The sequence below is a fragment of the Enterococcus sp. GPZ-007 genome (assembly GCF_059374735.1).
This window is the reverse complement of sequence record NZ_JCAFYN010000012.1, coordinates 68,065-93,074: the sequence shown is the minus strand read 5'-3', so window position 1 is coordinate 93,074 and position 25,010 is coordinate 68,065. Positions and strand designations below refer to the sequence as shown.

The window sequence follows — 25,010 nt, the reverse complement described above, 5'->3', positions numbered from 1 at the left end:
AATGACTCATAGCTGACCTTAATGAAGGGAAACTTCGCGTATTTCGCTGTCAGAAAGTCGTAGGCTCCGTAAAACAAGACCATGCCGCGAATTTGTTCCTTTCGCAGTGGCGGCTCTACACCGAAGACCTCCTGTGCTTTCTTATTCGTGCAAACATTCGCCACTGTGGCAGCCAGATGAGCTCCACCTGAATCACCAGACAAGAAGATGTTTTGAGGATCGCCACCGTACTCGCCAATGTGCTCGTTAATCCAGCGAAAAGCTTCAAACACGATACGCTCTTGCGTCGGATGAGGCGCTTTGGGAGCCAAGGTATAATTGATCGCCACACTGACATAACCCTTTGAGGCAAGATATTCGCAATAGCCGATGTTATCGTCCTTATCCCCCAGCGTCCATCCACCGCCATGAATCTGAACCACTACCGGATACTTTCTTTTTACATCCGGCGTGTAAATATCAAGCACCTGCTTCTTATCTCCATTCGCGGAATAGCTGATATTTCTGAATGTTTCGACCGGCTGCTCAATGGGAAACGACGCATTGTACTTGCTTCGATTCACAGTTGTGAGCTGGTATAAAAACTTCGTCAGCAGAATGTTCAGTTTCATCTAACCTCCAACTCCCTTTATGAATTCAGATAGCTGCTTCGCTATGAATTCGCCAATTTTTTTCCCACCTTTTTCAGAGAAGTGTAAATGATCCCCCGAATCGAACGCCTCAGCTAATTTACGAGGATCTGACGCATCTCGTACAAAACGATCCAGATCAATAGTCCCTTCACCTTGTCGAAGCCATTGATTGATTTCCCTTCGAATAGCTTCCTTATCTGGTGACCAAGCGTTTTCTTCACCGGAGAGCGCTCCCTCGAATGGCGTCAAGGTGACCAGTATCGGTGTGATCCCGGCTGCCAGCGCCTCATTTATGATCCGCGTGTAGGCTGCCTTCATCTGGTTCGCGGTAGGCAGCTCCTCTTTATTTTCAGAGCCGACTTGATAGAGATCGTTATTCCCGATCAGTATCACTGCCACATCAGGATGATAACTGACTAAATGCTTAAAGCGATCGACCGCAGGCTGTCCGAAGCTATTCTTCCATTCAGAATTCGAAGTCCCCGGCAGCAGCAAACGATTGCCCCAAATGCCCTGATTGATGGCGGTCACTCCTTCAAGGTGCCCATAAAGCCAGCGTGTGGCTCCGTCCGTGTAATAGCCCTGATTCGTTAATGAATCACCGAAGAAGGCAACTGTCGCTCCTCGATCTTCCGTCTGCAACGCGATCGAGGTGATACCATACACATAATTCATCCCAAAATCAGTGATATTCGTCTGATAGATTTGCGTTGAAAAATTATGGGCTGAGGTGGACAAATCATTTGTTTCATTGGCTATCTCCAGCTCAAAATAAAGCGATGATTTATGCGGCACCTCAAGCTGAGCAAGATCCGACCAAAGCGACTGCCCGCCAGGAATTTTAAAGCTGCTTTGGTTATCCAACGTGAGCGGTCGAGCATTCATCATATTGGGAGCCGTTGATACCTGGGCGCGAATGACCTTCATTGTGTCGTGATCATACTTGTTTGAAAATTCCACCCGAACGCCCTTACCGGAGAGATTTTGTTTGATTGCAATTTTTTCGGTTCTCCCATTGGGCCTGAAATGGAGATTCCCATAATTTGAAAATACTTGATGCCAGATAAGTCGATACATGTCTAATCATTCCTTTTAACGAGATACATCAAAGGGGCGGCAAAGTAGTACCGCCCCAAATACTATTTAATCAATGCCTTGAAAAACGCAAGAATCGGCTGAACATGCTCCTGCTCTAAAAACTCCTGACCGCCGCCGGCATGCCCCGTCTCGGGCATAAGGTCCAAAACAACCTTTTCTTCCCCGATTTTTTCCTTCAGGCTTCGAGCAAAATTTATGGATTGCTCCACGGGAACTGCCGGATCCATCGTGCCATGCTGGATGTAAAACGGTGGAGCTTTTTCAGTCAGTACATGATCAATATTTGCTTCTTTGGCAGCCTCGATATCCTGCGCTGGATCAAAGCCTAGATAAGCGAGCATCACCTGCCGATTTAGCTGTATATATTCCGGTGCGATGGCTTCAAAAATCTCCATAAAGGCGGACTGATTGCTGAAATCAAGCAACGGACACAACGCTGCTACGCCACTAACAGGTTCTCCCTTAGCCGCCGTGCGTAACCCCACTTGCGAAACCAGATTTCCGCCTGCCGATGTACCATATAGGAAGAAATTTTCCACATCTAAATTGAAGTCCTCGGCATTATCCTTAATGAAAGCTACTGCCGCCGTAAGATCATCAATTGGGTCCATTCGCTTGATGCCAGGCAATAAACGGTAATTGACAGATACTAACGCAAAGCCTTCCTGTAAGGCAAAAAATCCAGGATAAAGATGCCAATCCCGTTTATCGCAATAGGCAAATCCACCGCCATGGACTAGTACGACCACTGGGAATGGACCTTCTCCCTCTGGCAAATAAACATCCAGCTTTTGAAGATCGTGATCACCGTAAGGAACATCCAGCTTTTTTTGTTTGATCCAGTCAATTTTCGGAACGACCTTTTCATCAGTAACAGTGACCCATTCTGGTACAAAATTTGTATCGCGTAAGTTTCTCATTTGCTTAACCTCTTTCCATTTCCGTCATTAGTATTAAACCATACATTTATACTATATTTGTTTAAACAAATTGTCAACGATTGTTTTGACAGCCTTTTCATTCTCAAGATCAAGAGAGTTGAGAATAGTATAAAAAAGACTCTCAGAAACCAGTTATTGATTTCTGAGAGTCTTTTTACATGTAACAAATCCTAGGCGTCGCGTTTCATCACGATCCCTGTGTAGATCCATACCGTCAACAGATAATAGACAAAGTACAGAACAAAGAAGATCAAGAAAGGCAGCCAGATATTGCTATAGGGTTCGCTCAACAATGTCGTAAACATTTTTAGACCAAACAGGACATGGGTCACACCTAAGAGTCCTGGGACTAAGAATAAAATGCCGATCTCTCTGCGAATCGATTGATTCAATAGTTTGCGGCGAGTGCCGATTTTCTCCAGCATGCTGTAGCGTTGGATATCGCTCTTGGCGCCGGATAGAATTTTGAACATCAAACAGCTTGCCAGCATCGTTAAAAAGGCGATACCCAAGAAGAAGCCCATAAATTCAAAGCCGGAGAACAAGGCATTGTAAAGCTCATAAACGAGTGCTTTCTGCGTCATCGTTCCTGTGTCTTTATTCAATGTTGGATTTTTACTGAAATTCTCTTCGGCAAGTTTCTTCAACGCCGCTTGATCCTCCGCAAAGTCCTTCACCGAAATCAGGCGTAGTTCTGTTGTGTCGCCCGGTAAGGCCGCGAATGCTTCACTAGAGACGAATTGCTGTTTTTTCGTACTTTGCTCAGGTAATTCCAACGAGCGCAGTTCGTCTGAGGCGTTTAAATCATTGGCTAACTTTTCACCGTTGTATTGCGTTTTTTTCGTTTTACCCGCTCCGGAAAACAGGCTAACCTTCAGTGGCGCTTGATTAAACTGTTCGCGAATATAATAAACGTTGTCCTTGTCTTCTTTCTGCTGATAAGCGACATCCGACGACGGCGTAATTCCCTTAAGATCTGAAGCGCCATAGTCTTGTCCATTATTCAACACTAAATCATAGGTTGAGGTCGCTTCGGTCATTTTCATGATCTCATTATGGAAGCCTAATCCGACGGTGATCGCCCCTAAGGCTAAAGCAAAGAGCATCGCCACCATCGATAAGATCCGCGTATAGTCTTGGATGCGGAAGCTTAATTGAGACAGGGTAAAATTGTTCAGTTTCTTCAATGCGATACTGTCGCTGCGCTTCAACATATCCAGAACAAAGATCAAGATGGAATGGAAAACAAAATACGTTCCCAAGATAATCGTGATCAACGCCACGATCAAAGCTAAGAATGCTAAAGTCGTCACCTGCGACATCATGAAATAACCTATTCCTAAAAAGACGATTCCCGCTAATACTTCTAATACTAAGGTGATGATCTTACGATTCGCCGGCAAGGGTGTTTCGCTTGCCCGCAGCAGATTCAGGATCGGCTTTTTCACAATCGTCATAGCATTGACGAAGGCGGCCAGCAAGAAAATTACGGTGAAAAAGATCAAGGTAAAGAGGATGGCGGAAGAGTTGACCGCCGTAAAGTGGGTGATCTTGATCGCCAATTGCTTGACTAATAATTGCTGAACGATCGTGCTTAAGCCGATACCGAGCACCGTGCCGACGACGGTCGCACTGACACCCACGACAAAGGTTTCGATAAAGATCAATTGCGCGATCTTGCGGCCTTTTGCTCCTAGCATCATAAACATGGCGTAGTCTTTTTGCCGCATCGTCATCAAGAACGAGTTGGCGTATAAAATGTAGACAAAGGTAATGATGGATAGCAAGACTGTTCCTAAATGGAAGATCATTACCACCGAATTAATCATCGAATTATTCTCTAAAAAAGCCTCATTAGTGGCTAGACCTTCAAACATGTAAAAGATTCCTGACGCGACGACTAGACCTGAAAATAATACGACATAGTCACGTAAGCGTCCTTTGATCCCAGTAAGTGATAATTTTAACAGCATCAAATAACCTCCTACTGTTCCAGATTACCGAGAATACTTAAAATCTGACGATAAAAAGCTTCTCGCGTTTGATTTTCACGTTTGACCTCTTGATAGATCACGCCGTCTTTGATGAACAGGATGCGTTGGCAATAGCTTGCTGAAAAAGGATCGTGGGTTACCAAAAGAATTGACACCTGATCCTTTTGATTCAATTCCTCCATCGTATCCAATAAATCGCGGGCACTGTTTGAATCTAGCGCACCCGTTGGTTCGTCTCCTAAAAGAATCGTGGGCTGAGTAATCAGCGCACGTGCCGCCGCCACCCGCTGCTTTTGTCCACCGGAGATTTGAGCAGGATAGCTGTTTAAAATGCTGTCGATTGACAAACGTTTAGCGACTTCTGCCACGCGACGATGAATTTCTTTGCCTTTAACACCCTGCAGTGATAATGGTACGGCGATATTTTCCGAAGCCGTCAAATTTTCCAGTAAATTGAAATCCTGGAAGATAAAGCCGATCTCACGGCTGCGAAAATCTGCTAGTTGATTCCCCGATAACTTTGTCACATCGGCTTGATTGATCTGAATCTTGCCATCAGTCGGCTTGTCCAAGGTTGCTAATAAATTTAATAGTGTCGATTTCCCAGAACCAGAAGCACCCATGATGCCGACGAATTCGCCCTTTTCGACTTCAAAGGAGATGCCCTTCAAGGCCTCGGTTTTCTTCTGATTGCCTTTTCCGTAGGTCTTCTTCACTTCATTAACTGATACGATTTTTTCCATACTTACACTCCTAATTTTTCCGCGGCTTTTTTCGGTAATTGCTTTTGTTGGACCTCTTCATAAGAAGTCACGCCCCTTTTCTTGTTCCACGTTACTTTAAGAAACGCTTCCCGTCGCAATGGACGATCTTTGGATGCATTAAAGTCTAACTCTTTTTTCTTGCCATCCTTGTCATAGCCGGGTAGCGAATACTTGTAATCGACATAGGGATTGCCGCTGTCATCTTTTCCATCGACCCGTTGACCATCTGTAGTGATCTGAACGTAATAATCATCCCCACCCTTCACAACCTTATCTGCTATTTGTAGGCCTACAAAGGCGATGACGATGACACTGACTAAACCAATTAAAAATTTTTTCATAACTAATCGCTCCTTCTTTCGTTTCTAGAGCAACTATACAGAATCCACAGAAATCTAACCATTGAAAGAACCTAAAAACACCTAACAGTTTTGTCATTTTGAGAAATTTTGCGTAAAAAAAGCTAGTTTCAACCTTTGTCGCTGAAACTAGCTTTTTCAAAAATTGATTTAGTTGTTTTTGCGAATGGCTTCGTCTTCGATCACTAGCTGTTCCTTCGTAATCTTTCGTAAAAAGTAGCGATCATGGGAAACCACCAGCAGCGTCTCAGCAAAATCGGTCAGGATATCCTCCAATTCTTCCTTGCCATCGATGTCTAAATGATTGGTCGGTTCGTCCAAAATCAAAAAATTGATTTTCTGCTGCAGCAGCCTCAATAAATACAACCGCATCTGCTCACCGCCGGAAAGGTCTTGGATGCGTTTGGACATATCCTCCGCGAAAAACCCGAAGCGCGCCAACGTTCGCCGCGCCTTTTGTTCCTCCGTTAAATATTCTCGAACATAGTCCAAGATACGTTGCGCCGGCTTATCAAAGGTCAGCTTTTGCGGCAGATAGCCGATTTTGACACTGGCACCTATTTTAATGACGCCTTCATCTAATTTTTCTTCTCCCAGCAAACAGCGGATCAGTGTCGTTTTCCCGCTCCCATTTGCGCCAACGAGCGCTAAGCGTTCCTGTCGATAAATAATAAAGTCAGATTCGGCGAATAAGATGCGATCCTCCGCCAACTTGCCGATGCCTTCAGCGATCAGGACTTCCTTCCCTGATCGCTGCGCCTGCGTGATCTGCTGCAGGCGCTTCTTACCTGACTCGGGCGGTTTGACCAATGCTTGCTTCAGCTTCTCTGTTCGGCGTTCGATCTCCTTGGCCTTGCGGAAAAAGTCTTCATTATCCGACTCTTGTCCCCATTGACGATAGCGCCGGCTCATTCGCTGCAGCCGCTGGATTTCCTTTTGCTGGAGATCATAATTCTTTTGCAGCAAAGTAATTCGTTCACGCTTCAGCAGTGCGAACTTGCTGTAATTTCCCGGATAGCTGATGGCCTGCTCGCCTTCGATCTCGACGATTTGCTCGACGACATTATCTAAAAATTCTCGATCATGTGAAATCACTAAGTAGGCCTGTTTGCTGTGACTCAGGTAGTTTTCCAGCCAATGGATACCAGTAAGATCCAAATGATTGGTGGGCTCATCCAGTAGCAGGACATCGGCTTGATCAGTCAGGACGCGCGCCAATTCTACCCGTACCCGCCGCCCGCCACTCAAGGTTGAAAGAGGAGCCTCCAGTTTATCGTCAACTCCCAACCCCTTCAAAGTGCCGACGATTCGATCCTCCAGCGTATACCCACCGGCTTCTTCATAGGCTTCCTGCAGCCGTCCGTAATGTGCTAAAAGCCGCTCGAGATCTTCAGCAGAATCAGTCATAGCCTTTTCTACTTGCTGCATTTTTTCTCGGATTTTTCCGATTGCTTCAAAGCTATTGAATAGATAATCCTTGACGCGTTCATCCGTAGTGACCAGCTTTTGCGGAACATATCCGATCGTTAAGCCCTTTCGACGAGCGACCGTTCCTTCGTTGACCCCTTCTTCTCCTGTCAGTATCCGCAGCAGGGTACTTTTTCCGCAGCCGTTCATCCCCACCAGTCCGATTTTTGCTCCCGCGTTGATTCCTAAGGTTAACCCCTTAAACACAGGGACTGTACTAAAATTCTTGGTAATATTGTTTACTTGTATCAACATCATCTTTTCTCCTTAGAGCAAGACCATGAGACAGCTAGTTCACTGTAAAGTAAGCACTTTTCAAAAAGCTGAACTCGCAAAAAAAGATCATGAATGGGCAATCCAAACATGACCTTGTTATTCTTTAAAATTCCAGCGAATCAGGATTTTACCTCATGGTCATGCATTTTCTTTAAATTCAGGTGTTTTTGGGCAGACTGCCCCCTTGATCCCTGATTTAAAAGTAAGAGTATGACAAAAGCTGATGTGGAATCGCAAGTTGTCTTGATTCAGCGTTATTTTTGACATACCGACCATGTGTAAGCTCCTCCTCTCGATTGTTGATTACCTATAGCATAGCACAGTTGAAAATGATCGCAAAGTAATCCTTTTCACTCGATTCGTAAATGAACAAAAAAATAAGCCAGCCTCAACGTTCTTTTCGTTGAAACCAGCTCACTTTAAAATTTCCAGACTAAGCACCTTAGCCTTAGAATCGATTCATGCTCATTTTACTGCAAAGCGCTTCATTTGCGGCAGCTTGATAAACCAAGCGACTAATAAACAAGAGACGATTTTATCCACCAGATTGCCCGTTACAGCGCCCCAATAGGTTGCCGAGATCATTTCCTTGCCAGATGCCCGTAAAGCCATGATGACGATATCTGTCCCTGATCCGGTAAACCCGCCAAACAGTGCTAAGCGAATCGGTGCGCCGATCATTGGGCAAATGAATGCCAGCAACAGACCTGCGATCAGTGCTTTGCCAAAACCAAAACCATTTTTCGCTAACAATGCAACAACGATGGCCACTGCCACATTAACTAAGGCAAACGGAATCGACAGCGGTCCGCTGATTAAACCCATTAATAAGTTCGTTGACACGCCTGTTAGTATCCCATAACTCATCCCAAAGTTCGCGGCGATAAAAATCGTTCCCATCGTATCCAAGAACAATAACGGAATCTTCATCATTGATACTGCTTCACCCAGCACCACATTCAAAACGACTGCGATGGCACACATCGCGATTACTTTTGCTTTACTATTCATTTTCTACTCCTTTTTCTAAAAACAGTTGCAGCTGATCACTAAAACTGCCTTGACCGTTTTCGCTGTACCACGTGGGCACCTCCAAATAATTGGTTCCGATCTTGGCCTTCTGACATTCCGAAAAAAACTCCTCCATCAAAACTCCTCGTTGTCCACTGATGGAACAGTTCGGGCTTTCATGGATACCGATTATCCCCAGATACTGATAGCCTTCTGCTCGATAGCTTTGAATCTGCTGGATCATCGGCTGCAGCAGTGTTTGGCATTGGTGACGATAATTCGGCAAATCGCGGTATTCCTCATACGTCATCGGAGGGCGATCCCCGCCCAGTACGATAAATTCAGGACAAGGCAATTGAATCAATGCGATTCCGCGACTAAGCAGCTCCAGTGCAAAAGGAAAGGCTCCCCTTGCTCGTTCCCAACCGTGAATCACCGCGTTTTGATTCAAAACACAATGAGACACGGCCACTAATTGCTTTTGTGGTTGCATGGTCTTAGCTTCCTTTTCCTATTCAAAAATCTCCTGCAGACTTTCCTGAATCAGCGCGAATTCATCGATTGCGATCGTCCGCATATCTAAGTAGTTGCAGTCCTCTTTGATACGGCTGATGATCGGTGTAGCAGCGAAACGGAGCTTTTCCTGCAGCGTATCCGCTGAGAATTTACTGCTGCTCAACACAACCGCATAGGTCGGCAATAGGTGCTCTGGATACGAGCCGCCGCCGATTTTGCTGCTATCCTTTTCAATCTTCACACTCAACTCCGTGATCGATTGGAGCATCGCCGCCAGCTCCGCGGCTTTACCCAAGCAGTCCTCTTCACTTTGGGCGATCATTTGCAGTGTCGGCACAGATTTTAGCGCTTCTTTTTCGTCAAGATACAAGGACAAGGTGGCTTCCAGCGCACTCAGTGTCATCTTGTCGATTCGCAGCGCACGTAATAACTGGTTTTTCTTCATCTTTTCGATGTATTCTTTTTTCCCGACAATAATCCCTGCCTGCGGGCCGCCTAACAGTTTGTCTCCGCTAAAGGTCACGATGTCGCAGCCTTGGTCCAGCACTTCCTTCACGGTTGGCTCGTAAGGCAAGCCAAATGGACGCATATCCATCAGTAAGCCGCTGCCTAGATCATTAATCAGCGGCAGGTTATTCTTGTGTGCCAGCTCCGCCAAGTCGCTTAGCTCCGGTGTTTCAGTAAATCCGATAATCCGATAATTACTGGTGTGCACCTTCAGAACAGCGCCCGTATCCTCCGTCAAGGCCTTCTCATAGTCAGCTAAATGGGTCTTATTCGTCGTGCCTACTTCCACGATGCTTCCCCCGCTGGAAGTGATCACGTCTGGAATACGGAATGCGCCGCCGATCTCGACCAACTCGCCCCGTGATACCAATACCTGCTTGTCTTGCGTCAGCGTACTTAAGGTTAATAGCACCGCAGCGGCATTGTTGTTGACCACTAAAACATCCTCTGCACCTGTTAGTTTCTTCACGATCGAAACTAGGTGACTATAACGCGAACCACGCTTACCGCTCGCTAAATCAAGCTCCAGATTTGAATAGTGGAAGCTGGTCGCCAATAATTGCTCCTGCGTTTTGAGACTCAAGGAAGACCGACCCAAATTCGTGTGGATCACAGTCCCGGTACCATTGATCACTCGACGCAGGGAAAATTGTTTTTCTTCTAATTGCTTGTGGATGATCTCTAAGACTTCCTTTTGATCGATCACCGTTTTTCTCGTCCCGTCGACAACGGATTCACGAAGGCGCGCAATGACTTGCTGCGTGGCTTCTTTGGCTTTTCCATGGGGATAAATCGGGTCGATCTGCTTCAATAGAACATCTACAGAAGGCAAACTTGCTAAAATATTTTGAATCTCTTTTGACATAGGTCACCTGCTTTCTTAGCGTAACGCCAGATTTTGTAATGCTGCCAAGACCGTATCGACTTCTGCCTTGGTGGTAAAACTTGAAAAGGACAGACGGATTGTCCCACGATCTGCGGTTCCTAATGCTTCATGCATCAAGGGCGCGCAGTGATAACCGGGCCTCGTCGCGATTTCGTACTCTTCCCATAAAAGATCGCTGACGATCGCAGATTCCGCATCCTTGATATTGATCGAGAAAACATCCACCCGCGGATTGTCGAAATCGCCATAAATGGTTACGCCGTCGATTTTTTGCAATTCCTGGTAAAAATAATCCCCCAGCTGTGGCTTTGCTTCTTTTTCTTGCAGCCATTGTAAACTAGCCGCTAAACCTGCGAGTCCAGGAATATTTAACGTGCCCGCTTCCAGTAGCGTCGGTAACTCCTTCGGTTGAACCTTCGAAAAGGACTGCATCCCATCTCCGCCAGTGATGACCGGCTCCACCGGCAGATCCTTCAGCAAACACACACCGCCGGTTCCCTGTGGGCCATAAAGGGATTTGTGACCCGTAAAGCAGACCGCCGCAACTCGTCCATCACTAAGATCGATCGGAACCACGCCAGCTGTTTGGGATGCATCGATAACCAAGTACAGTTCGTGCTCTTCGCAAAATGCCTTGACCCACTCCAGATCCAGCAGATTTCCGATCACATTACTGGCATGGTTGCAAACGACGACCTTCGTTTCAGGGCGGATTTTTTCCGTAAACTCCGCATAGTTCAAACGACCGGTCAGCGCCTCACTGGAAATCACATCGAAGCGGACTCCTTGTGCTTCCAGCTGATACAACGGACGTAACACGGAATTATGCTCCCACGCGGTGGTGATCACATGGTCACCTGCTTGGATCAAGCCCTTTAGGACCTCGTTCAAAGCGACGGTCGCGTTATTCGTAAAGGCGACTTCATAGCGCTGATCGGCTTTAAACAAGTCCTTGACTTGATTGCGGGCTTTTTCCGCCACACGATAGCCGGCTAAGGAATAGCCGTGAGCGCCACGAGAAGGATTGCCATATTCGCCTGTCAGGATCGCCGTCATCGCTTCCGCCACTACAGTCGGTTTTTGAGCGGTTGTCGCGGCATTATCCATATAGATGCTCATTATTTTCCCTTCTCTCCTAGCACTCGATAATTCTCTACCCGTTTCGTGATCCCTTGTTTATCCAGGTACTCCAAGATCAGCATCGAGGATTTCCGGCTGGAATCCGTCAAGTCACGGAAATCTCCCAGCGTCATCTGTCCATGCTCTGCGATGTATTGCTGGATCAATTTCACCGATTGATCAAAGACCTTGCCTAATAGAACAAATTCATGGGTCAAGAAGACCACGGTATCGCCATTCAAGGCCTCCAGAACTTCCTCCGCGTTTTTATCTAAATCGAATAATTCTTCCTTTTTGACTGGGGTATAGCCATTTTTAGCAAGGGTTTGTTCGATTTTTGCTTTCGCAGCTTCCTGATACTTGTTGAAGGTGACCTCGAAATCAACTAAGGCAATTTTATCATTTGCTTCTTTGACCAGCTGCTCCTTCATTAAAGCGATCAAGGCTGAGATTTCTTTTTCAGCTAAGACGCCGCGCATCCGTGAACGGAACTCTTCTAAAGGCATCCCATAGCGTAAACGGTATTGCTTATGATAGGTCGACAAAATTTCGGTTGCCTGATCGACTAACTTCTGATAGCTAGCTAGTGCCAAATAGCCGACTTTGGTTTCCAGCACCCGTCCTTCTAAAATCATTTCTGCTAAAATTGGCTGCAGCTCTTCTTTATCCACACCTAGATATTCCTGCAGTTCTTTTTCCTTGGTAAATGGCTGCTTCTTGTTGACCATAAAGTCTACCACCAGTTCGTCCACACTGCCTTCTTCTTTCGCCTTCAAACTTTCTAGAATCTCAACTTTGAAGCGGCGATGCTTATGGGGTGCCGCATCCAATACTTCGCCGCCCGCGATTGTGTGCATTGGAGAATAAGAACGCAGAATGAACCGATCCCGCTCCTTGACCGCGACCTGCTCCTCTAAACGTAGCTGCAGAAACCCGTCTTCTCCTGGTCCAATCCAATCGACGCCTAGCGGTACCGTCCGAGCCATCACCTCACGAGTACCTACTAACAAACGCACGCGATCCCATAAGCCGATCCCGCCTTCGACTTCAGGCAGACAGGTGACTTTTACATCCAGCATCCACGTGTCCTCTAGCTTTTCAGAAACAGATAAGACATCGCCCCGCTGAATCTCGTCTGTCGCGATATTTGCTAAATTCAAGGCCGTGCGTTGTCCCGGCTGCGCACTTTTCACATCCGTTTCATGCACCTGAATGTTTCGTACCCGTGTTTTTTTCTGGCTCGGATAAAGATACAGGTCATCGCCCGCATTGATCGATCCATCTAAAAGCGTTCCTGTAACAACCGTTCCGAAGCCCTTTACACTGAAGACACGGTCCACATTCAAACGGGCTGAACCGCTGCCTGAACGTTCTTGCACCTCTTCCGAATGCTCCTGGATTTTTGCCAATAATTCCTTGATCCCGGTACCTGTTACTGCATCGGTTTCGATCAAATCTGCCTCAGCCAACGGTGTGTCTGCCAGCTGCTCGCGAATATCGTCGACCACCAGCTCCTTCAAATCCGGATCGACCGTATCCACTTTGGTCAACACGATTAAGAAGTCGCGAATCCCTAATAACGTCAAAATATCAATATGCTCTTTTGTCTGGGGCATGATCCCCTCCGCCGCATCGATCACCAGCAGGACCAGATTGATCCCCGGCAAACCAGCGACCATATTTTTAATGAACTTTTCGTGTCCCGGCACGTCAACAATTCCGACCCGCTTTTTATTCGGTAAATCCAAATAAGCAAAACCCAAATTGATCGACATCCCGCGTTTCTTTTCTTCACTGGTGGTATCCGTCTCAATACCCGTCAGCGCTTTGATCAAGGTGGTTTTTCCGTGGTCGATATGCCCCGCCGTTCCAATCACAATATTTGCCATCTGATTATCCTTTCTGAACGAATGTATATTCTGTTTTCAATCCCTCTTGGGACGCATGATAAAAGCCTTCTGAGACGATCTCGGCCTCTGTTAGCAAAGAGGCTAAAGCCGCTTCCTCAGTCAGCGGATATTTCAAAGAAAAGCCGCAACTAGCATGAATCTTTTCCGGTGTGGGAATGATTCGAACGGCAAGTTGGGCTTCCTTCGCGATTTCCTCAGCTTTCATGGCCTCCCGGGTTGAATAAAACAATGCAACACCGTATGTCTGCATAAAAACTGCTCCTTTTTCATAATTTGTTACTATTCTCAAGCCGTCTGCCATTCAACGATTAATCAAATATAAAGCTCCCTTTAGCTGTTGAACTGGCATCCTTTATGGTTTAACGATTTTTGGTGCCTGGCGCATCATTTCCACGATGCGATACATATTGGTCACTTCACCCACCGCAGAGGTCAATTCATAGAAATTCAAGCAAGCCCCGCAAGCGTAGATTTCCACGCCCTGTTCAGCCAACCCTTGCAAGTCTTCTAACGAATCAGAGCCTTCTACCACAGAATGCACACCGCCATTATAAAAAATCACCTTTTCCGGCAGTACATCTTGCTCGGTCAACGAATAGATGAAGCCCTTCAATAAGTTCTTTCCTAATTCATCCGAACCACGGCCCATCACGTTCGTATCGACGACCACGATATAATCATCCACTGTAGCGATTGGCTCTGCGACTTGTGGTACTTCTTCCGTCAAATCCGCATTGCCCTTTGAAATAACGACAGTATAATGATCTGGTGCGTCCTGATCCATCTGATAGATATAGCCAAGCTGCTCCGCCATTTTTTTCAAATTCTGTGTGGCGATCTCATTGTCCACCAATGTCTGCACAACTTCATGCTCACGCAACGCTTTTTTGGTCTCAATGACTGGTAATGGGCAAGCCTTGCCTAATGCGTCAATTTTAAACATATTCTTCCGCCTCTCTAATATACGATCAATTCTTTGTCTTGTTTTTCAACAACTACACCAAAATCCTGTGCCGGTATATCAGCTGCTTGCAATTCTTGAATTAATGCATCCACTTCTGTCGCTGGAACACTCACTAACAGACCGCCCGAAGTTTGCGGGTCAAACAATAGTTCTTCAATGCCGAAATCATCAATTTGAAAGTCCATCTTCTCTTCCATATAGTTCCGGTTGCGTTGCCCGCCAGCAGTTAGAATAAATTCTTTTGCTCCTTGATAGGCCTCTTCAAAATACGGCAAATCCTTTGATTGAATTTCCGCACTAAAGCGCCCATTCATCATTTCATGAAGATGCCCAGCTAAACCAAAGCCGGTCACATCGGTACAGCTGTTGATTGAATACTTGCGAATGATATCCATCGCATATTTGTTCAATGTCTCCATGCTCGTGGTGGCTTTCACAAATGCTTCTTCACTGATTTCCTCTGCGCTGTAGCCCACGGTAATGATGCTGACACCTAATGGTTTCGTCAAAATCAAATGATCCCCCAGCTGACAGGTGTTGTTTTGATAAATTTTATTTGGATCGATCGTACCCGTTACAGATAGACCGTATTTCACCGATGAATCATGAATCGAGTGGCCGCCAGCTAAAATGGCACCGGCCTCTTGGACCTTTTCCGCGCCTCCGCGCAAGATTTCTTTCAGGATGTTTAGATCCTTTTCTTCCGGAAAAGCGACTATATTTAAAGCAGACAGGACTTCGCCGCCCATGGCATAAACATCGCTTAGCGCATTCGCTGCCGCAATCTTGCCAAAAAGATAAGGGTCAGTCACCATCGTTGGGAAAAAATCTAATGTTTGTATAATTGCTAGGTCGTCACGCAGTTTAATAACAGCCGCATCATCTGTCGAGTCAAATCCCACCAGTAAATTTTCGTTGGTTGCCTTTGGTAAATCCGCCAGCAATTCTCCGAGATTTCCCGGTCCGATTTTCGCATTACATCCACCGCAGACAATCAATTGTTGAACTGTCTCCATGCTCTCCACCATCCTTCACGTCCTCTATTATAACAGTTTACTTTTTGTTTCTCTACGTATAATTCTATTCAATTTATAACGGTTCCAATCTCTCATAAAAACGCTTCAATTACACGAATTAATTTATTATTTACACATGAGGATTGCATTAAAAATACGTCTCCTAAATATTAAGAGACGTACTGCTGTTACTTATCCTTTTATCGTTGCTAAAGCTTCAGAAAAGCTCAGTTTTCCAGCGACTTTTACTTTAATATTGACTGCTTGCTTAGGTAGATATGCCAATGGAATGACTTCCACAAAGATCGTTTTCAGCGTATCTCTTGCCGCTCCCGAAACAATGGCTTCACGTTGAGCCTCTTCGATTGCTGTATTCACTGCTGCTTCTTGCGTTTGATTTTCTAATGAATAGACCGAATTGACTTCTCCAGAAACTTCCCCTAAGGCCGCACCAATCGCATTAGCGGCATCATAATTGGTCGGAATAATTACTTCTGAGACCCCGGTCATCTTTTTGGGAAGGATAATACTGCCGCCGCCAACTAAGATGACCGGGACCTCCTTACGATCGGTTTTCATTTGATCGATTGCATCTTCGATTAATTCGCTAATTTTTTCCTTCGCTCTATTTACTAACGTAAGATCTAAATCAGGAGAACTCGCTCCAGTCACCGAGTGCTCCTTCTGATTAGCAATCGCGATATCTGTCGTACACAAGATATTGCCGCCGAAGGCTAGACTTTCTTCCAAAATTCGATACCCTAAGCTTTCTGGTCCGACTCTAAGATCGTCCTCTAGATGTACGATTGTTCCGCCGCCTAACCCAATCGATAGAACATCTGGCATCCGGAAATTAGTCCTAATTCCACCAATCACCGTTGCTAATGATGACTCGCGAGGAAACCCTTTTTTCAATACCCCGATATCCGTCGTCGTTCCACCAACATCGACTACTAAGGCATCCTCCATATTGCTTAAATGAGCCGCCCCACGAATTGAATTGGTCGGACCGCAGCCAATCGTCAATACGGGATAACGCAAGGCCTTTTCTAGATTCATCAGCGTCCCGTCATTTTGACAAATAAAAACTTCCGCATTCAGATTATTGTTGCTTAATGCTTGCTTCAACCCACGAATCATCTGTTGAATGGTTTGCGTTAAAGCAGCATTCAAGATACTGGCATTTTCTCTTTCCAACAATCCGATAGAACCAATCTCGCTAGACAATGTTACTGGGACTGTTAATTCTTCTTCCACAATTGCAGCAACCTGTTTTTCCTGCTCTCTGTTTACTGGTGAAAAAACACCAACAACTGCTACTGCTTCAACTTTGCCCTTCATGCCTCGACAGACTTCGCGAATCTCTGCCTCATTAATATCCGCGATTTTATTTCCATTGTATTCATAGCCGCCAGATACGATCGCCGATTGCGCATACATTTTTTCAGCAAGATCCTCTGGCCATCCTACCATTGGAGCAACCGCAGTGGTGGCGGGTTTAGCCAAACGAATGATTCCCACCTTACTCATTTCTTTTCTTTGAACGATCGCATTCGTGCAATGGGTCGTTCCTAACATCACCACACTGATTTTTTCCGTCGGAATACAGGTTTCTGCCAATATTTTTTGAATCGCCGTATCAATACCTAGACTGACATCCTCCATCGTGGGACTCTTGATTTTTCCAATACAGTTTAGGTGTTCATCTAAAATCGCGCAATCCGTATTCGTTCCACCAACATCAATCCCTAATCTATACATATCGCTTCTTCTCCCATCAATTCTTCCACAGGCTTGTACTCTATTTCGTATCCAAAGTAGTTCGGTCCGGCAACCTCTATGCCTTTTTCTGTTCGCCATTTAGCGTCGCAAGGCAAGGCGATCACATGAATACGCGCACCATAACGCAAGGCCTCTGTGGTGATCGGACGGCCAGTTTCATAATCCAATGCACAGATTAAATCAGGCGTAGAGGCCAAAACTTTCCCGTCTTTTTTGGCAAGCAGTAATTCATTTTGAAAAAGCACTTCTAACTCTTCACCTTTATTACCGCCGATGCCTGCGAATGTTGCGCTGCCGCGAGTAAAGCCGCCTTCCACATTCCGTTCAATAGTCTTGATTTTTCCTTCGAACAAAGAATAACCCTTTAAGGTAGACAATAGTCGCTTAACAGGTGCTGTCGTTTCTTTGGGATCGGTTAATTCCTCGCCGATTTTTTTTGCCAAGCTCAAGGTGCCGCGAATCCCGCACTCTTTCACAACTCTCCCAGGAAAGACATTATCAACCATGTTGGCGCTGCCCCCCATCACATCCGTAATTGCACGGGCGATCTTTTCAGACCATTCTCCATCTTTCGGATAATAGATAATTCGGTTTCCCTGACTATCGGCCATCGCTACGATCTCAGGCTGATACCCCTTCAAAAAGAAGGTAACCATTTGAGACTCTGGAAAAGCCCGACCCATAGCATCCGCATCCACGATCGGCAGCCCCATTTTCGCTGCACAGGCAATCGGCAACAAGGAGTTTCCTCCGCCAATTTCAATCGGCATAATCGCCTGTGTACGTTCCGAAAAGGTTTCTTTTAATACTTCTGCAGGTGCATAAAGTTCTTCTTCTGAAGCTATTTTTTCGTTCGAAACAGAAGGCGCACCGATCGAACCAACAGGCATGACTAAAGCATCATCATCCAAGTCTTCTACTTGTAGAACCTTCACTGGACCATATTTTTGAAGTGCCTGCAGCGCCATCAACCTGCCGACAAACGGATCGCCTCCGCCGCCGGTTCCCAACAAAGTCGCTCCGATTGAAATGTTCTCTAAATCTTCTACCGTAATCCATTCCATGAGTTATTTCCGTCCTTTAGTCAATTTTGTCGCAATAAAATAGCAAAGTCCCGCCACTAAAATACCATCTAACGCTGAAACATTCGTCAGTGTAAACAAGCCAAAACCGGCTGGCGGCTGACTAGTCATAAAGGCCACTGTACTGCCGACTACCCAAGAAAAAATGGAGATCGGATAATAGTCCTGCAGCTTCTCTTCGTAAGAATAATCATACTTTTCTTTGTAAAAGAAATAGTCAATCATATAGATTCCGGCTATCGGAGAAACCAGTACCGTCACAATCGACAAAAAGTTCTCAAACATTCCATAAATTCCAAACATCGCCATCAAAATACCTAATGTTCCACAAACAATGGTAATCAGTTTAGGGTTGACCCGTTTAAACACAATCGAAAAATCCAAAGATGCTGAATAAAGATTGTTTGTATTCGTCGTCCATTGGGCAAGTGTTAAGACCAAAATCGATGGAATCCCTAAGCCTAAGGTAAAGAAAACAGCCGTAAGATCCGCCGTGTTCATGACCTTCACTAAAATCAGCGAAATGATAATCATAAAACTATTTCCAATGGTAAAACCAACAAAGCCCGCAATCATTGCTTGTTTTGGACTTTGAGCCCAACGAGCAACATCTGGTGCCATAACCACCCCTACCATATACACTCCTATGACAAGAGAAACAGCCAAACCAAAAGAGATCGCTGAACCTTGGGGAGGAGCAGCCAACCCTGATGTCCCATTCCGATTTAAGGACATCAAGGTCGCGACGATAATCAAGACTGCTAATAGCGGAACCGAGTAAGTACACAGCTTTTCAATCGCTTGATAGCCCCAGAAGGCAGACAACATCATTAAGCCGCCACCAATTAATGACAAGAGCCATGAAGGCATATTGGCACCAGTTAGTTGATTAATTGCAGAACCAATATTTTCGGCAAAGAAACCAATTTGCACACCAAACCAGCCTAAAGAGGAAATCCCCATGATCGCCCCCATCAATGAGGCGCCCTTCTTTCCAAAAGAGATTCTGGAAATCATTCCCGTAGATAAGCCAGCCTTCGCACCAATATAAGTCGCGCCAATCGCTAATACCCCTAAAATGACCGAACCAATAAGGACAGCGTAGATGGCTGTCCAAAAGGCCATTCCTTGAGACAAGGCGACACCCATAAACATTCCTGATAAATCAATCCCGATAGCGATCCAAACCATACTGATGGATAACCAACGTTTTCTGTCCTTTTCTGGTACCCGTTCTCTTTCATAATTTCCCGAACTTGTTTCAACTATTTCCTCCATTTAGCACCCTCGTTTCTGAATATTCTGACAATAAATATTTTATCATTATAGCTAAATGAGAAATCTCTGACTATGTTAATCTGACAAAATAGAATAAGCCGTTTTGTCGATAATGACAAACGCGGCTTTCTATCAGTCTTTATTCAAGTATTTTCGATAATAAATAAGATTTTTAATCAGCAAATAACGGGAAGCAGTATGAGAAAAAGACATCCCTAAGTGCTCTTGTGCTCGTTTCAACCGATACTTAATCGTATTATTATGCAAAAAAAGCTGGCTCGCTGTATCATTAATATTCTCATCGCAGTCTAAAAAGAAAACTGCTAACGTTTCGATTAATTCCTCCTCCAAATAGGACGCTAAAAAAATTGATTCTGTTTCCCGCGTCACGTCTTTTAGTAAATACAATTCTTCCGGAAAGAAACATTTTTTTCGCGGGAAGACTTTTTTACTCTCTTCAATCTGATCCGCGATAAAGGATAGCTGTTCAAAAACCGAGGACAGCCCTAAAAACTCGCGACCAAGAAAAAAGTAGTCCAGTTCAGAATCATAGGTTGGAAAAAGCGTTGTGATCGATGTACTTAGAGAGTTGCTGATTACCCACTCCAGATCCTTTTCCTGATAATAGATACCATGCTTTATATAGGTAGCTCTCCCCTTTTTAGGTACGCCTTTTTGCATACAATACAATTTTAACGGCTGACTGACGTCAACACCTTCCTTTTGTGCCAATAATGTCGCTGTATGAAAGTCTCCTGTTTGGCAGGCAGAAAAAAATTGTTGTCCTGTATTCAGCAGCTGATCTTCCCCAAAGTACTTGATTGTCTTTTCAATAACGATTCGTATCCCGTCTATTTGCTTTTCTGCCAACGGCTCTCTTCTAAAAATCGATAAATAGTAAGGATGCTCTAAGGACGATAGTACTAACTGAATATCTGTCTGAAAATAGTAATTTTGATTGAGTTTTACAGGTACATTTTTCTTAGTCTCTTTCTCCTGCTTGCTGGCAATAATCTCTCTCAAATTCTGATCGAGACTTCGCGGCCAAGCTTTAGATAGCAAAACCTCATTTTCTCGACTTTTAATAAATAGGCTGCATTTAAATTGGTCGGATAAAATACTCAAGCCTGTTTCAATCTGATTTGGCGCCGGCAATTGTCGAATTGTTTCAAGTAAAACCTCCTGCTGAGGATCAAGCTCCACCTCTTCTTTACTGATATAAGTCAAGGCTTCAGAAATCACTTCACTGTATCTCAAATCCATGCGATTGACCGGCATCAAAATCAAAACCATCTCCAATTCATTCATCTTAGCAATCACCTTTTCGGAAACCTCCGGCAGGATCAACCCAACGTAATATAAGATAATGCCTAGCTGACTATGTTGATGAAGAATCGAAATAATTTCCAGTTGCTTGTCGACTTCGTTGGCGATTTGAGCAAAGGAGGTCAGAACCAACTCATTTCCAGAGTATTCCCCCTTAATCGGCATTCCACTATACAACTTCGGCTCAGAGACCTCTAAAACCGAAATCGTAGTGACCAAACGCTGACTTTGAGACGCACCGGCGATTATCTTTGCTCCCTTCATGGAAGACAATCTCAATATATCCTGAACATTCAATAGTATTCCCCCATTCACGAAAGCGTTTGAATCATTCTATCAAAAAATGAAAGAAATATCATTTGATTCTTAAGCATTTGTTAGAGTCGTTCTTTTAAATTAGATTTCATTCAAGAAGTACCCGATAAATTGACCATAGCACGCTTCCAGATTATCGTGGTTATAAATTTTACTATTGAGTAAATTGTTCGAATATCTACTTTGTTATATTTCCTTTTATACAAAAAACTACCCGCCCAATATAGGAGCAGGTAGTTTTATTAACCATGTTTTCTATTCTGCCGCAGCTTCTGCTGGTTTCATACTCTTGCGAATATACATCACACCAGTAATAATGATTACTACAATGATAATGTACGTAAGCACATTCAAGTCTAATCCAGTGACAAATTTCGCAGCAATGTATACTCCGATAATCCCACCGACTGTAATAGCCAAACTAACTTTACGTGCGTAATCACCCGTTTTAACAAAGTTGATACTTGCGACTGGCATTAAGCCGGCACAAGAACCCATCATTACAGGGAAAGCAACAAGCGGGCTTAAACCTAACATGTATACTAACGCCATACATGGTGCATATAAGCCAACACCGATCGTCATCAAAGCGCCTAGGATAAAGTTAATCACAACACCAATCACTAATTTGATCCCTGTCAATGCTGTAGCAGTATTGTCAGCACCCAAGATATCGATCCAGCCTTGTTGACGAGCAAACATCAAAACTGCTGTCAGGATTAAGGCCCAGCCCATCCACAATTGAACCTTCTTCTCTGGCAATCCTGTAACAAATTTAGAACCAATAAAAGCACCTATTGTTGCAGCCCCAACCAAAGCGAATAAAGTTACCGGTGAAACATCTACAACTTGAGTAAAAATAAATGCTTCAACTAACACAGGAATTCCGTGTCCTACGTTTAATGTTCCTGGTAGTAAACGGTCAGAACTTAATTGTTTCGTTACATTTAAAAGTAAGGTTGTTGGTGCGAAACTTCCGATACCTAATGTATCTAAAAAGTCAGTAACAAATCCAATAATCCCAGAAACAAACCAGTTACCACTACCCAAATCATCCTTATGTTTGACTGTATCAACACCCATATTAACTGCATGCAGCAACATTAAACCAACATAAATCGCTAATAATACTGTTACCATATTACCCCTCCTTCATCTTTACCCTAAAAGGAATCCATCCTTCAAGGAATCTTTCGGATCAACTAAGAATGAGTTGTATCCAGTGACATAAGCAGAACCTGATACCCGAGGAATGATGGCTTTGTATCCTCCAACCTCTGCTTCTTCAACAATTTCACCTTTAAATTTCGTGCACAAAATGCTTTCATACACAAAAGTGTCTCCAACTTTCATTTCACCCTTGCCATATAACGTCGCAAGCTTCGCACTTGTCCCTGTTCCACAAGGAGAACGGTCTACTTGTCCATCACCAAAGACAACGACATTTTGGTACGTTGCATCTGGACTTGTTGCAGGACCATAGAACTCAACAAGGTCAACGGTCTTGATGTGTTCCAATGTCGGATGTTGAATCTCGATCTGCTCGTTCACTGCATCACGAATGATCATTCCTAATTCATTGAACTTCGAAGCATTTTCCGGTTTAATTTCTAAGTTAATAGACGCTGCCGGTAAGATTGCGAAAAAGCTTCCACCAAAGGAAATATCCATTGTCAATTCACCGATTTCAGGAACATTGACCGTTACATTTTCTTTATAAAGGAATGATTCCACGTTTTCGAATGAAACGGATTCTGCTGAATAGTCTTCATCCAAATGTACTGTCCCGCGTACAATTCCCGCTGGTGTGTCTTGAACAACTTTTACTTCACGTTCGCCTTCTTTAACTTCTACCCAGCCTTGCTCAACGGCAGATGTCATCGCTGCGATCGTGTTGTGTCCACACATATTTAAATAACCGCCTGAATCCATGAAGATAATGCCATAATCAGCTTCTTTGTGAACGGGTTCAGTAATGAAGGCGCCAAACATATCACGGTGCCCACGTGGTTCCAGCATCAACATTCTACGCAAGTCATCTGCTTCCGTTTCTAAATAAGCTCTCTTGTCAGCCATTGTTTCACCTGGGAATTTTGGAATTCCGCCGATGATTAGACGTGCAGCTTCACCTGCTGTATGTGTGTCGATCGCTGAGATCATTTTTGATACTTTCATGATTATCCTCCCTTGTTGCCTACTTAAAAAATAGTTCTTTCTTTATTTGAGTACCTAAGAAACTTTTCTTAACGTATTTCTTGATTATCTTTTCGCATTTTTAATTTGATTGACGCAAGCGCTTTTACTGCATCCTGGTGATTGATAGTATTTTCACCAACTACCTCCGTCTCAACACCCGCTTCCGATTTATTAAAATCCAAAACGTGCTTGGTAAAGTCATTTTCCACAACAAACTTTGCTTGTGTACCAATGAACTTGAGTCCGATCACGCTAATATCTCGGCGACCAATTTCTTCTAAGGTGTTCGCGAAGTCCACGTCTGAATTTCCCCATCCATCGGTTGAAGCAATCACACCATTTGTGCGCATTCCTTCCAACCATGCAGCGGTTCGCTGCCCAACGAGGTACTTCATAGCGTTGCTTTGCGGTGTTCCCACGACAACGACTCCTTGAAAGTCAATGTCTGGATCCTTACCAAGAAGATCAACAAGTGGATCTTGGAAATGATGCAGTGATGTTTCCTTGGTTGATGGGCCAATTCCCATAACGCCACCACCTATCCATTATTTACGTTAAACCATGGAACGAATTGCTCCATCGCGATATTCATTTGCTGTTAAAAAGACCGGCATATTGTTCATATCGATGATCGAACAACCACCCTTGAAGCCGCTGGGTTCATTAGGATAGAGCAGCATATCATACATCGCTCCCTGACCCGCCACCTGTTTGACTAAGGCAACTTTTGGCTTGCCTGGATTAACCTGATCTTCGTAGACATGGGTTTCACAGGCATCTTTTCCTTCCAGCATCTTTAATTTTTCGCGAATTTCTTGGATAAATTCATCCACGATGGCAAACATTTTCAAACTGAGCTCACGATTAAAAGGAGTCCCCTTTTTCGCTAAAAGATCCACTAAAATAATGTAGTCTTCGGCGTTAGGCGTCCCTGCTCGATTCAATACTAAATGATCACGCAAAACACCTTCTGAAGAGCCAAATTCATGCATTTGTTCTCCATCCTCAATAGCCCCAGTCATAACGACTGAAACCCCGGTAAGTGTATGCGTGATCCCTGTACCCAGCGCACCCAACACCTTCGTAGAAATCGGAATGACATCCATAATGGTGTTGGTTTCAACGTCATGCTGATGCGGTGGGAGCAATCGAATCGTCAGCTTCTGAATAGCGGCGTCCTTGCAGTCAAAGTCTTGATCAATCTGTAACTGATTTGGTTTGACATGAAAGCCATTCCCAACGGAAACCTCTTCCATGTGAAAAACTTTGATCTTTAAAGTTTCGCCTCGCATTATTCACACCTACTTTTTAGACGTGGGCAATGTATTCATATGGTAAAGGAACAATTTTCCCTGGCGTTTCGATTGATACTAGTGCTTCTAAGGTATCCTTCATGATACCTGTTTGCATTTCAATGTTATGTGGTTCACCTGCATTGGCACCCATTGGTACACGCGGCGCAACGGCACGTGGAGTTCCGTTTTGGCGTACAACTGGTGGTAATGCGGCGATTAAAATAGTAGGAATTCCCGCTTCCTCAATAGCTCTCTGCACGATCACGGCAGTTCTAT

General features: G+C 44.5%; 24 protein-coding genes. All 24 read right to left on the bottom strand.

Going from position 1 to position 25,010, the window contains the following annotated elements; genetic code table 11:
* On the bottom strand, positions 1-611 hold a 611-nt coding region (locus AC4J95_RS08615; protein ID WP_494549520.1), incomplete at its 3' end, for an alpha/beta hydrolase.
* The gene (locus AC4J95_RS08610; RefSeq protein WP_494549519.1) at positions 612-1,709 is read right to left on the bottom strand and encodes a GDSL-type esterase/lipase family protein; all 1,098 of its coding nucleotides are present in this window, start codon (positions 1,707-1,709) and stop codon (positions 612-614) included.
* Between the two features lie 62 nt (positions 1,710-1,771).
* Positions 1,772-2,650, bottom strand: a complete 879-nt coding sequence (locus AC4J95_RS08605; RefSeq protein ID WP_494549518.1) for an alpha/beta hydrolase — start codon at positions 2,648-2,650, stop codon at positions 1,772-1,774.
* 191 nt (positions 2,651-2,841) lie between these two features.
* Positions 2,842-4,644: an FtsX-like permease family protein gene (locus tag AC4J95_RS08600; RefSeq protein ID WP_494549517.1), complete on the bottom strand. Its 1,803-nt coding sequence runs from the start codon at positions 4,642-4,644 to the stop codon at positions 2,842-2,844.
* Positions 4,645-4,655: 11 nt separating this feature from the next.
* Positions 4,656-5,408, bottom strand: coding sequence for an ABC transporter ATP-binding protein (locus tag AC4J95_RS08595; protein WP_316403021.1), 753 nt, complete (start codon positions 5,406-5,408; stop codon positions 4,656-4,658).
* Between the two features lie 2 nt (positions 5,409-5,410).
* Positions 5,411-5,770, bottom strand: a complete 360-nt coding sequence (locus AC4J95_RS08590; protein ID WP_494549516.1) for a YxeA family protein — start codon at positions 5,768-5,770, stop codon at positions 5,411-5,413.
* A gap of 168 nt (positions 5,771-5,938) precedes the next feature.
* Entirely contained in the window at positions 5,939-7,510 is a 1,572-nt protein-coding gene (abc-f, locus tag AC4J95_RS08585; protein ID WP_494549515.1) for a ribosomal protection-like ABC-F family protein, read from the bottom strand.
* A 486-nt stretch (positions 7,511-7,996) separates the two neighbouring features.
* Positions 7,997-8,542, bottom strand: a complete 546-nt coding sequence (locus AC4J95_RS08580; RefSeq protein ID WP_494549514.1) for a CD3073 family putative ECF transporter S component — start codon at positions 8,540-8,542, stop codon at positions 7,997-7,999.
* Positions 8,535-9,035, bottom strand: a complete 501-nt coding sequence (locus tag AC4J95_RS08575; RefSeq protein ID WP_494549513.1) for a CD3072 family TudS-related putative desulfidase — start codon at positions 9,033-9,035, stop codon at positions 8,535-8,537. Before AC4J95_RS08575 ends, AC4J95_RS08580 begins: the two co-directional genes overlap by 8 nt.
* An 18-nt stretch (positions 9,036-9,053) precedes the next feature.
* On the bottom strand, positions 9,054-10,430 hold the full coding sequence (gene selA / locus AC4J95_RS08570) for an L-seryl-tRNA(Sec) selenium transferase (protein WP_494549512.1): 1,377 nt from the start codon (positions 10,428-10,430) through the stop codon (positions 9,054-9,056).
* A gap of 15 nt (positions 10,431-10,445) precedes the next feature.
* A complete protein-coding gene (locus tag AC4J95_RS08565; protein WP_494549511.1) occupies positions 10,446-11,570 on the bottom strand; it encodes an aminotransferase class V-fold PLP-dependent enzyme in 1,125 nt (374 codons plus the stop codon).
* Entirely contained in the window at positions 11,570-13,459 is a 1,890-nt protein-coding gene (gene selB, locus AC4J95_RS08560; RefSeq protein ID WP_494549510.1) for a selenocysteine-specific translation elongation factor, read from the bottom strand. The genes AC4J95_RS08565 and selB overlap by 1 nt, the downstream gene beginning before the upstream one ends.
* A gap of 4 nt (positions 13,460-13,463) precedes the next feature.
* A complete protein-coding gene (locus tag AC4J95_RS08555; protein ID WP_494549509.1) occupies positions 13,464-13,730 on the bottom strand; it encodes a putative Se/S carrier protein in 267 nt (88 codons plus the stop codon).
* Between the two features lie 102 nt (positions 13,731-13,832).
* Positions 13,833-14,423 (bottom strand): sulfurtransferase-like selenium metabolism protein YedF, encoded by a 591-nt coding sequence (yedF, locus tag AC4J95_RS08550; protein WP_494549508.1) that lies wholly within the window; start codon positions 14,421-14,423, stop codon positions 13,833-13,835.
* Between the two features lie 14 nt (positions 14,424-14,437).
* Positions 14,438-15,460, bottom strand: a complete 1,023-nt coding sequence (selD, locus tag AC4J95_RS08545; protein ID WP_494549507.1) for a selenide, water dikinase SelD — start codon at positions 15,458-15,460, stop codon at positions 14,438-14,440.
* Positions 15,461-15,652: 192 nt separating this feature from the next.
* Entirely contained in the window at positions 15,653-17,221 is a 1,569-nt protein-coding gene (locus tag AC4J95_RS08540) for a hydantoinase/oxoprolinase N-terminal domain-containing protein (protein ID WP_494549506.1), read from the bottom strand.
* Positions 17,209-18,306, bottom strand: coding sequence for an S-methyl thiohydantoin desulfurase family protein (locus tag AC4J95_RS08535; protein WP_494549505.1), 1,098 nt, complete (start codon positions 18,304-18,306; stop codon positions 17,209-17,211). The genes AC4J95_RS08540 and AC4J95_RS08535 overlap by 13 nt, the downstream gene beginning before the upstream one ends.
* A gap of 3 nt (positions 18,307-18,309) precedes the next feature.
* Positions 18,310-19,602, bottom strand: coding sequence for a cytosine permease (locus tag AC4J95_RS08530; RefSeq protein ID WP_494549504.1), 1,293 nt, complete (start codon positions 19,600-19,602; stop codon positions 18,310-18,312).
* A gap of 132 nt (positions 19,603-19,734) precedes the next feature.
* Complete coding sequence (locus AC4J95_RS08525; RefSeq protein WP_494549503.1) at positions 19,735-21,225, bottom strand: PucR family transcriptional regulator ligand-binding domain-containing protein; 1,491 nt, start codon at positions 21,223-21,225, stop codon at positions 19,735-19,737.
* Positions 21,226-21,498: 273 nt separating this feature from the next.
* Complete coding sequence (locus AC4J95_RS08520; protein WP_494549502.1) at positions 21,499-22,383, bottom strand: TSUP family transporter; 885 nt, start codon at positions 22,381-22,383, stop codon at positions 21,499-21,501.
* Between the two features lie 18 nt (positions 22,384-22,401).
* A complete protein-coding gene (locus tag AC4J95_RS08515; RefSeq protein WP_316403033.1) occupies positions 22,402-23,418 on the bottom strand; it encodes a proline racemase family protein in 1,017 nt (338 codons plus the stop codon).
* Between the two features lie 68 nt (positions 23,419-23,486).
* Positions 23,487-23,966, bottom strand: a complete 480-nt coding sequence (locus AC4J95_RS08510; RefSeq protein WP_494549501.1) for a glycine/sarcosine/betaine reductase component B subunit — start codon at positions 23,964-23,966, stop codon at positions 23,487-23,489.
* A gap of 27 nt (positions 23,967-23,993) precedes the next feature.
* On the bottom strand, positions 23,994-24,731 hold the full coding sequence (gene prdD / locus AC4J95_RS08505) for a proline reductase cluster protein PrdD (protein WP_494549500.1): 738 nt from the start codon (positions 24,729-24,731) through the stop codon (positions 23,994-23,996).
* 16 nt (positions 24,732-24,747) lie between these two features.
* Positions 24,748-24,993, bottom strand: coding sequence for a hypothetical protein (locus tag AC4J95_RS08500; protein WP_196805502.1), 246 nt, complete (start codon positions 24,991-24,993; stop codon positions 24,748-24,750).
* Between the last annotated feature and the right edge of the window lie 17 nt (positions 24,994-25,010).

Coding starts and splice junctions, on each gene's coding strand:
- AC4J95_RS08540 (WP_494549506.1), bottom strand. CDS start 17,221: ATGTATAGATTAGGGATTGATGTTGGTGGAACGAATACGGATTGCGCG.
- AC4J95_RS08555 (WP_494549509.1), bottom strand. CDS start 13,730: ATGCAGACATACGGTGTTGCATTGTTTTATTCAACCCGGGAGGCCATG.
- yedF (WP_494549508.1), bottom strand. CDS start 14,423: ATGTTTAAAATTGACGCATTAGGCAAGGCTTGCCCATTACCAGTCATT.
- AC4J95_RS08605 (WP_494549518.1), bottom strand. CDS start 2,650: ATGAGAAACTTACGCGATACAAATTTTGTACCAGAATGGGTCACTGTT.
- AC4J95_RS08535 (WP_494549505.1), bottom strand. CDS start 18,306: ATGGAATGGATTACGGTAGAAGATTTAGAGAACATTTCAATCGGAGCG.
- AC4J95_RS08520 (WP_494549502.1), bottom strand. CDS start 22,383: ATGGTAACAGTATTATTAGCGATTTATGTTGGTTTAATGTTGCTGCAT.
- AC4J95_RS08580 (WP_494549514.1), bottom strand. CDS start 8,542: ATGAATAGTAAAGCAAAAGTAATCGCGATGTGTGCCATCGCAGTCGTT.
- AC4J95_RS08515 (WP_316403033.1), bottom strand. CDS start 23,418: ATGAAAGTATCAAAAATGATCTCAGCGATCGACACACATACAGCAGGT.
- AC4J95_RS08530 (WP_494549504.1), bottom strand. CDS start 19,602: ATGGAGGAAATAGTTGAAACAAGTTCGGGAAATTATGAAAGAGAACGG.
- AC4J95_RS08600 (WP_494549517.1), bottom strand. CDS start 4,644: ATGCTGTTAAAATTATCACTTACTGGGATCAAAGGACGCTTACGTGAC.
- AC4J95_RS08595 (WP_316403021.1), bottom strand. CDS start 5,408: ATGGAAAAAATCGTATCAGTTAATGAAGTGAAGAAGACCTACGGAAAA.
- AC4J95_RS08590 (WP_494549516.1), bottom strand. CDS start 5,770: ATGAAAAAATTTTTAATTGGTTTAGTCAGTGTCATCGTCATCGCCTTT.
- prdD (WP_494549500.1), bottom strand. CDS start 24,731: ATGCGAGGCGAAACTTTAAAGATCAAAGTTTTTCACATGGAAGAGGTT.
- AC4J95_RS08510 (WP_494549501.1), bottom strand. CDS start 23,966: ATGGGAATTGGCCCATCAACCAAGGAAACATCACTGCATCATTTCCAA.
- selA (WP_494549512.1), bottom strand. CDS start 10,430: ATGTCAAAAGAGATTCAAAATATTTTAGCAAGTTTGCCTTCTGTAGAT.
- selD (WP_494549507.1), bottom strand. CDS start 15,460: ATGGAGACAGTTCAACAATTGATTGTCTGCGGTGGATGTAATGCGAAA.
- AC4J95_RS08575 (WP_494549513.1), bottom strand. CDS start 9,035: ATGCAACCACAAAAGCAATTAGTGGCCGTGTCTCATTGTGTTTTGAAT.
- AC4J95_RS08610 (WP_494549519.1), bottom strand. CDS start 1,709: ATGTATCGACTTATCTGGCATCAAGTATTTTCAAATTATGGGAATCTC.
- selB (WP_494549510.1), bottom strand. CDS start 13,459: ATGGCAAATATTGTGATTGGAACGGCGGGGCATATCGACCACGGAAAA.
- AC4J95_RS08565 (WP_494549511.1), bottom strand. CDS start 11,570: ATGAGCATCTATATGGATAATGCCGCGACAACCGCTCAAAAACCGACT.
- abc-f (WP_494549515.1), bottom strand. CDS start 7,510: ATGTTGATACAAGTAAACAATATTACCAAGAATTTTAGTACAGTCCCT.